This is a genomic window from Protofrankia sp. CiP1_Cm_nod3, assembly GCF_982290655.1.
The window spans coordinates 31,753-40,333 of the sequence record NZ_CEVIVD010000038.1 but is presented as its reverse complement, the minus strand read 5'-3'; the positions used below and the strand labels follow the sequence as shown (position 1 = coordinate 40,333).

Here is an 8,581-nt window from a genome sequence, read left to right as displayed (position 1 = left end):
CGGTGGCGCGGGCGCGGGCGGGGCCGCGGACGACCACGGTGCCGGCCGCGCGGTCGTGGGTGCCGCGCAGGTCCCGGTCCCAGATGAAGGCGGGGATGGCCAGGGCCAGCAGCACGGTGCGGACCGCGCTCCAGAACCATCCCGCCGGGCGGTGGTCACGCACCCGGACGACCCGGATGCCGATCACGCGCATCCCGATGGTCTGCCCGTTGACCGCGACCAGGACGAGCTCCTCCAGCAGGAAGGCAAGATAGACGGCGAGCCCCCGGGCATTGACGGAGTAGTCCAGCCCGAGCAGCACCGGGACGCCGGCCAGCAGGTTGGCGATGACGGCGTCCATCGCGAACGCGGCCAGCCGGGGACCGGCGCCGACCGCCGAGCCGGGGCCGTCCGCCGGCAGGCCGAGGCGGACACCGGGCGGGGTGTCCCGGGGAAGTTGTGGACCTTCCAGCCAGTTTCCGAGTGCGCGTCCCACGGCGTAAGCCTATGCCCGGCCCCGGGCCCGGCGACCGTCCCGAAAATCCAGTCGCACAGAGTAACAATTTCCTGCCGTGTTACAGTCGCGAAACGACTTCGTCATGTTTGCGGAACCATATGGCGTTACGGTCCGCATCTGGGCATGGCGTATCCTTTCTGTCCACACGGCCATGAAGCTCCCTTGGAGGGTGGATGTTCACAAACGCCGAGGACGTACTCCGCTACATCACGGACCAGAACATCGAATTCGTCGACGTTCGTTTCTGCGACCTTCCTGGGATTCTGCAGCACTTCACGATCCCGGTCGAGGTCTTCTCCGCGTCGGTGTTCACCGACGGCCTGATGTTCGACGGGTCCTCGATACGCGGGTTCCAGGCGATCCACGAGTCCGACATGCTGCTGTTGCCGGATCCGACGACGGCCTTCGTCGATCCGTTCCGTGAGCACCGGACGCTCGCGATAACCTTCTTCATCCATGACCCGATCACCCGGGAGGAGTACTCCCGGGACCCGCGCAACACCGCGAAGAAGGCCGAGGCCTACCTGCGGGGCACCGGTTTTGCGGACACCGCCTACTTCGGCCCGGAGGCGGAGTTCTACATATTCGACGACGTACGCTACGACTACAGCCCATACGGCTCCCTGCACGCCGTGGACTCCATCGAGGCGGCCTGGAACACCGCCCGCAAGGAGGAGGGCGGGAACCTCGGCTACAAGCCCCGGTACAAGGGCGGGTATTTCCCGGTCCCGCCGACCGACCACTTCACCGACCTGCGCTCGGAGATGACCCGGACGCTGATCAGGGCCGGGATCACCGTCGAGATGCAGCACCACGAGGTGGGCACCGCCGGGCAGGCGGAGATAGACATCCGTTACGACACCCTGCTGCGGACCGCCGACAACCTGATGCTCTACAAGTACATCATTCGCAATGTCGCGGTCGCCCGTGGCAAGACCGTGACCTTCATGCCGAAGCCGCTCTTCGAGGACAACGGCTCCGGGATGCACGTCCACCAGAGCCTGTGGCAGGGTGACGAGCCGCTGTTCTACAGCGAGAGCGGCTACGGCGGCCTGTCGGAGCTCGCCCGCTTCTACATCGGCGGGCTGCTGCACCACGCGCCGGCGCTGCTGGCGTTCACCAACCCGACCACGAACTCCTACCGGCGGCTGGTGCCGGGTTACGAGGCACCGGTCAACCTGGTCTATTCGGCGCGTAACCGTTCGGCCAGCTGCCGCATACCGCTCAGCGGCGTCTCGCCCAAGGCGAAGCGGATCGAGTTCCGGGTCCCCGACCCGAGCTGCAACCCGTACCTGGCCTTCGCCGCGATGCTGATGGCCGGCCTGGACGGGATTCGTAACAAGATCGAGCCGCCGGACCCAATCGACAAGGACCTCTACGATCTTCCCCCGGACGAGCTGGCGGCCGTGCCGCAGGTGCCCGGATCGCTGGAGAAGGTGCTCGACGCGCTCGAGGAGGACCACGAGTTCCTGACCGACGGGAACGTCTTCACCCCCGACCTGATCGAGACGTGGATCGACTACAAGCGCAAGAACGAGGTCGACGCGATCCGGCTCCGGCCGCATCCGTACGAGTTCCAGCTCTACTACGACATCTGATCCGCTACGGTATCTGATCCGGTACGGCATCTGACGGGCCGGCGCCCCGGTCCCGGAGCGGATCCCGGGCCGGACGCACGATCCCAGAGGCCCGGCGGGACATCCGGCGGCCGGGGCCGGCGGCGGGGACATCCCGCGCGCCTACCCCGCCCGGCCGGTAATTCGGCCGGCCCGCCGCGGGCGGCCGCCACGGCCGGGCCGCCCGGCGGTGGCGGCGGGGAACAAACACGACCGGAACACCGGCGGCGGGACGTTGGCATGGCCGTTCCGTCGCCGGCCGCCCGGGGGGCGAAAACGGCTCCGGAACACCCGGGAAAACACATTGACCGGAAATACATGATTGATCGGGAATTTACCGTGCCGGAACGGCACGGAAACCGTGCCCGGCGAAGATCCGGACGGACCCTCCTGGCACCCGCGGCCCGGGTCGAAACAATCCGCAGGTGCGCGACGAGAAACTCCGCTACGTGCCATGCCAACCACGGGGAGTACGAGTGAGTTACCAGGCCGAGTACATCTGGATCGACGGCACCAGGCCGGAGCCCCTGATGCGGAGCAAAACCCGCATCATTGCCGACGGTAAGGAACCGGACATCTGGGGCTTCGACGGCTCGAGCACGAACCAGGCGCCGGGATCCAACTCGGACTGCGTCCTGCGGCCCGTGTTCACCTGTCCGGATCCCCTGCGCGGCGGGAAAAACGTCCTGGTGCTGTGCGAGGTCGAACTGACCGATTTCACCCCGCACCCGACCAACACCCGCGCGTTCTGCCGCCAGGCCTACGAGAAGTACGCCGACCAGCAGCCGATGTTCGGTATCGAACAGGAATACACCTTTTTCCAGCAGGGCCGGCCGTTGGGCTGGCCCGAGGTGGGCTATCCGGCCCCCCAGGGCCCCTACTACTGCGGTGTCGGCGGCGAGAAGATGGTCGGCCGGGCGATTGTCGAGAAGCACACGCAGGCGTGCCTCGACGCGGGCCTCGCCATCGAGGGCACCAACGCGGAGGTCATGATGGCCCAGTGGGAGTTCCAGATCGGGGTACTCCCGCCGCCTGCCATCGGCGACCATATATGGGTCGGCCGCTGGCTGCTGCACCGGATCGCCGAGGATTTCGACGTCACCGTGTCGTTCGCGGCGAAACCGATTCCCGGCGACTGGAACGGCGCTGGCGCGCACACCAACTTCTCCACCAGGGCCACCATGGAAAGCTGGGACGCCATCGTCACTGTGTGTGAGGCACTGGGCACCCGCGTCCTGGAGCACGTGAAGAACTACGGGGACGGGATCGAGCAGCGGCTGACCGGTCAGCACGAGACCGCCCCGTACGACAGGTTCTCCTGGGGCGCTTCCGACCGCGGCGCGTCGGTCCGCATCCCGTGGGCGGTGGAGAAGGCCAAGAAGGGCTGGATCGAGGACCGCCGGCCCAACGCCAACATGGACCCCTACCTGGTCACCGGCCTGATCGTCGACACCTGCTGCAGCGCGCTGGCGGGCACCAGGCCCAGCCTGGCCATCCCCGGCCAGAAGGAGCCGGCGGACGCGGTCCTCACCGTCTGAGCCGCCACGGCAGACCCACAGCCACGGCAAGTCCCACAGCGGCTCCCATTGCGGGCCCGCTGTGGGCTCACGGGCTCCCCACGGCGGCCCCTGGCGGCCGGCGGCCCCTGGCGGCCCGCGCGCTGGCCAGCTCCGCGGCAGCCGTGGCAGAACCGCGACGGCTACCCGTCCGCTCCGGCCGGGTAGCCGTTGTCCAGTTCGCGGGCGAACACCGCCTCCACCACCGCGCGGGCGTGCGCGCCACCGCGCCGGTAGTCGCCCACCAGCGTCTCGGCCCTGTCCGCCGGACAGCCGAGCGCGCCGGCGACCTGGGCCAGCGCCCGCGGCTGGCGGGGCAGTACGTCACCGGGACGCCCCCGGACCAGCATGATCGCGTTACGGATACGGGACGCCATGGTCCACGCCTGCGTGAGCGCGGCCGCCTCGGCCGGGTCGAGCAGCCCGGCCGCGGCCGCCGCGCGCAGCCCCGCGAGCGTGGACGTCGTGCGCAGCGCGGGCACCCGGTGGGCGTGCCGCAGCTGCAGCACCTGCACGGCCCACTCCACGTCGGCGAGACCGCCCGGCCCGAGCTTGAGGTGCAGGGTGTGGTCCACGCCGGCGGGGATACGCTCCGCCTCCATCCGGCCGCGTAACCGGACGAGCTCGGCGACCACGCCGGGCCGCAGGGCCGGTGGATAACGGATTCCGTCCACCCACGCGCAGAACCGGGCACCGAGGGCGGTATCCCCCGCGACCGGGCGCGCCCGCAGCAGCGCCTGTGCCTCCCAGCCCTGCGACCAGCGGTTGAAGTACGCGGAGTAGCTGGCGAGGGTGCGGGTCATCGCCCCGGCCCGTCCCTCCGGGCGCAGCTGCGCGTCCAGGACGAGCGGCGGGTCGGTGCCGGCCGGCAGGGCCAGCAGCCGTCGCAGCTCGGCCACCACCGACCCCGCCGCGGCGGAAATCTCACTTTCCGTAAGCGAACCACTGCCGCTGTCGTCCGTCGGCTCGTGGACGAACACGACGTCCGCGTCGCTGCCGTAGGACAGCTCCTCGCCGCCGAGCCGGCCCATCGCGATCACCGCGATCCGGGCCGGGAGCGGCCGGCCGGTCTCCTGCTCGAAGCGGCGCTGCGCGACGAACAGGGCCGCCTCGATCGTCGCGGCGGCGGCGTCCGAGAGGGCCTGGCCCACCGCGGCGACGTCGAGCAGCCCGAGCAGGTCCGCGCAGGCCACCCGGACCAGCTCGACCCGGCGTACCGCGCGGGCCCGTCCGACCGCCTGCTCCCGGGCCGGGTTGCGGCGGGCGATCGCGATCAGCGCCCGGACGAGCTGCTCACGGCCGCTGGGCCGCAGGTCGTCGATGGTGCGCAGCAGCCGCACCGACTCCGGGGCGTGCTGCATCAGGTCAGCGACGTAGGTGCTCGCCGCCAGCAGGCGGGCGAGCCGTTCGGCCGCGCCGCCCTCGTCCCGCAGCAGCCGCAGGTACCAGGGGGTGTGCCCGAGCGCCTCGCTGACCCGGCGGTAGGCGAGCAGGCCGGCGTCGGGGTCGGCGGCGTCGGCGAACCAGTGCAGCATCGCCGGCAGCAGGCGGCGCTGGATCGTCGCGGTCCGGCTGACACCGCTGGTCAGCGCCTCGATGTGACGCAGCGCGCGGCCCGTGTCGGCGAAGCCCAGGGCGGCCAGCCGGTCGCGGGCCTCCGCCGGCGTCAGCCGGACCTCCTCCGCGGACAGCCTGGCCACCGCCTCCAGCAGCGGCTGGTAGAACAGCCGCTCGTGCAGCCGGCGGACGAACCGGGCGACCCGGGCGTGCTCGGCCTCCATCCGCTTGGCGGTGGCGAACCCGAGGGAACGGGCCAGCCAGCGCAGCTCGGCCGGGTCCCGGGGCAGGGTGTGCACCCGGAGCAGGCGCTGGAGCTGGAGGCGGTGCTCGGTGCCGCGCAGGAAGCGGTACGCGTCGGCGAGGCCGGCGGCGTCCCGGCGTCCCACATAGCCGCCGCGGGCGAGCGCGTCAAGCGCGGACAGCGTCGAGACGGCACGCAGCGCCGGGTCGGTCCGGCCGTGCACCAGCTGGAGCAGCTGGACGGCGAACTCGACGTCGCGCAGCCCGCCGGGGCCGAGCTTGAGGTCACGGTCGGCCTCCGCCCTGGGCAGGGAGCGTTCCACCCGGCGGCGCATCGCGCGCACGTCGGCGACGAAACCGGGCCGGGACGCCGCCGACCAGACCAGCGGCCGCACCGCGGCGCACAGCCGCTCCCCCACCGCCCGGTCGCCGGCGACCGGGCGGGCCTTCAGCAGCGCCTGGAACTCCCAGGTCCGCGCCCAGCGCCGGTAGTAGGCGTCGTGGCTGGCCAGGGTCCGCACCAGCGGGCCGTCGCGCCCCTCCGGCCGCAGCGCCACGTCGACCTGGAACAGCGCTCCCTCGCTGGTGACCGTCCCGCAGGCCCGGACCATGCCCACCGCCAGGGAGGTCGCCGTGCCCAGCGCGGCGGTCCGCGCGGCGCTGGTGGTGGCCGGCCGGTCGTCGGCGCCGGGCTCGGCCACGAACAGCACGTCGACGTCGCTGACGTAGTTCAGCTCCCGGCCGCCGCACTTGCCCATGCCGACGACCGCCAGGCGCACCGGCGGCGCCGACGGCGACAGCGCCGAGCGCGCGACCGCGAGCGCCGCGTCCAGCGCGGCCGCGGCCAGGTCGGCCAGCTCCGCGGTGGCGTCGTCGAGGGACACCGCGCCGGTCAGGTCGCGTGCCGCCAGGATCATCAGGGACCGGCGGTAGGCGACCCGTAACGCGTCGAGGATGCCGGTGTTGTCACCGGCGGCCCGGGGCAGGGGCGCGTCCGGGTCCGCCCCGACGGCGCGCAGCAGCCGCGCCCGCGTCAGGCCGGCGTCCGGTGGTGTCCGCGTCAGGTCGTCGTCGGCGAGCACCCGCCAGTCGGTGGGATGCCGGACGAGATGGTCGCCGAGGGCGGCGCTCGCCCCGAGCACCGCCACCAGCCGGGTGCGCAGGCCGGGCCGGGTGCCCAGGGCGGCGAGCAGGTCACGCCCGACGCCGGCCGGCGCGGTCTCCACGATCCGTTCGAGCGCCGCGAGCGCGAGATCGGGGTTGGCGGCCCTGGCGAGCTCCGCCAGCAGTGCGCTGTCGTGAAGATCGCCCACACCGGACGACGTGCCGGCACCAGAGGCACCGGGCGGATGTTCGTCGTCGGGGCCGACCAGGCCGAGCCGGCGGACCGTGACGGCGGACCTGTCCACGTTGGTGAAGCCCATCCGGGCCAGCTGCGCCTGCACGGAGCTGCCCCGGGGGTGCGTGCCGCCGAGGTCGCCAGGCATGCGTGCCTCCCCGGTCCGCCGGGTCGCCCCGGTCTGGGAAAGGTCGCCCACCCGTCCATCCTGGCCCCAGACCGCCCCGTCGGCGTCCGCTCAGCGCAGCCAGGACGTCAGGACGGCCCCGAGGACGATGATCGTGCCGAGGCCGGTGGCCAGCGCGCGCCCCGGGCCGCCCCGTCCGGTGGCGACCGCCGCCCGGGCACCCGCGCCGGCCAGCCGCAGCAGCAGGAAGGCGATACCGGCCGCCGGAAGCGCGAGGATGACGGCGCCCAGCGCGTCCACGATCATGACTGTCGGCTCCCCCGCCCCGGCGGCGTGCGCGACGAGCCCGGCCCGCTCCCGCAGCGCACTCACGGACCGGGCGACCACGCTCGGAGCAATCATGATGATGAGGACGAGGTTGGCGGCCAGCAGCGGGGCCACGACCAGCACCCATACCGTGATCGTCCGTTGCGCCCGGCGGGTGAGCGCCGTCACCCGCGGATCCGGGGCCTGGCCGTGACCCCGCTGCCGGCCCTGGACGCGGGCCCGGTCGGAGGCCCGCTCGGAGGCATGGCCTCGGGCACGGATCCGGTCGTGGTGACGACCGCGGCGTCGGTGCCGTCCTCTGCTGGGGGCCCACCGCCGGCAGCGCTCACGCGTCTGGTACAGCCGGCTGGACAGCACCGGCCCGATCCGGGCGAACAGGTCCGGGACCCCGGCGAGATCGCTCAGAATATAGTATCCGTCCAGCCGGACCACCGGTACGAGCTGCCGGAACGCCTCCAGATGGACGAGCAGGACGACGACGGCGAGCGCGTCCGCGCGGCTGACCGCGTAGGCGGCCCCGAGGCCGACGATGGCGATCGCGTTGAAGTACACCCCGCCGAGGTCGGTGCGCAGCCGGCCGGCGCGGTCCAGCCGGTAGGCGTCGGTGACGTCGGTGTAGAAGGCCGGCCACAGCAGATAGATGCCGCATCCGATCACCCCCGGCCGGCCGCCTCCGTAGTGGCAGGCGGCGGCATGGCCGCATTCGTGGAAGATCATGGACGTGAGCGTGCCGCCGAGGACCGCGAGGACGAGCGCCGGACTGGCCAGCACGTGGTGTATCCGTGCGCCGGCACCGTAACCAGCAGCGGAATCGGTACCGGTCGGGGTGAGCAGCGAGGTGAACAGCCAGGCGTCCACGATGGCCAGGGCGGTCAGGACACCGGTTACGACCATCGGCCGGAACAGCGGCGCGAGCAGGCGCGCGAGCGTGCCCACGGCCGGCTCCGGCACGAGTGTGCGGCGGCCGGCGAGCCCCAGCAGCGGGGTCGCCCGGGGAGCCGCGGTGGCCCCGTGACCGTCCGCGATCACTCCGAGGGGGATCAGTTTCGCCGCCAGCAGGTGCTCGACGTCGCCCGCGCTGACCGCGCGTCCGCTGGCCGTCCGTACCCGCTGCGCTATCGCGGGGATGTCCCGGCTGCCGTCCGCGGCGTCGACGATGTGCCGCAGCAGACCGGTGAGTGTGATGACCTGGCCGTCCCGCCGACGGACCAGGAAGACCTGGCCGCGCAGGCCCGACCCGGTGAACTCACCGAGCATCCGCAGCCCCCCGGCGGCGGCCGGGCGCCGGGGCACGGCCACCGCCGGGACGGCGCTGCCTCC

Annotated in this window: 5 protein-coding genes; 2 read left to right on the top strand and 3 right to left on the bottom strand. The window is 72.5% G+C overall.

Going from position 1 to position 8,581, the window contains the following annotated elements:
- Window positions 1–475 (bottom strand): RDD family protein (locus AC5LUJ_RS10075; RefSeq protein WP_493464821.1); only part of this gene is annotated, 475 nt, incomplete at its 3' end.
- Window positions 476–669: 194 nt separating this feature from the next.
- Here AC5LUJ_RS10075 and glnA point away from each other — a divergent pair.
- Both glnA and glnII read left to right on the top strand, forming a co-directional pair.
- The gene (gene glnA, locus AC5LUJ_RS10070; RefSeq protein WP_250281823.1) at window positions 670–2,094 is read left to right on the top strand and encodes a type I glutamate--ammonia ligase; all 1,425 of its coding nucleotides are present in this window, start codon (window positions 670–672) and stop codon (window positions 2,092–2,094) included.
- Window positions 2,095–2,588: 494 nt separating this feature from the next.
- Window positions 2,589–3,650 (top strand): glutamine synthetase GlnII, encoded by a 1,062-nt coding sequence (glnII, locus tag AC5LUJ_RS10065; protein ID WP_250281824.1) that lies wholly within the window; start codon window positions 2,589–2,591, stop codon window positions 3,648–3,650.
- A 161-nt stretch (window positions 3,651–3,811) separates the two neighbouring features.
- Here the strand turns inward: glnII and AC5LUJ_RS10060 are convergent, their stop codons facing one another.
- Window positions 3,812–6,955, bottom strand: a complete 3,144-nt coding sequence (locus AC5LUJ_RS10060) for a bifunctional [glutamine synthetase] adenylyltransferase/[glutamine synthetase]-adenylyl-L-tyrosine phosphorylase (protein WP_250281854.1) — start codon at window positions 6,953–6,955, stop codon at window positions 3,812–3,814.
- A gap of 90 nt (window positions 6,956–7,045) precedes the next feature.
- Window positions 7,046–8,581: hypothetical protein (locus tag AC5LUJ_RS10055; protein ID WP_250281825.1), on the bottom strand; the 1,536-nt coding region annotated here is incomplete at its 5' end.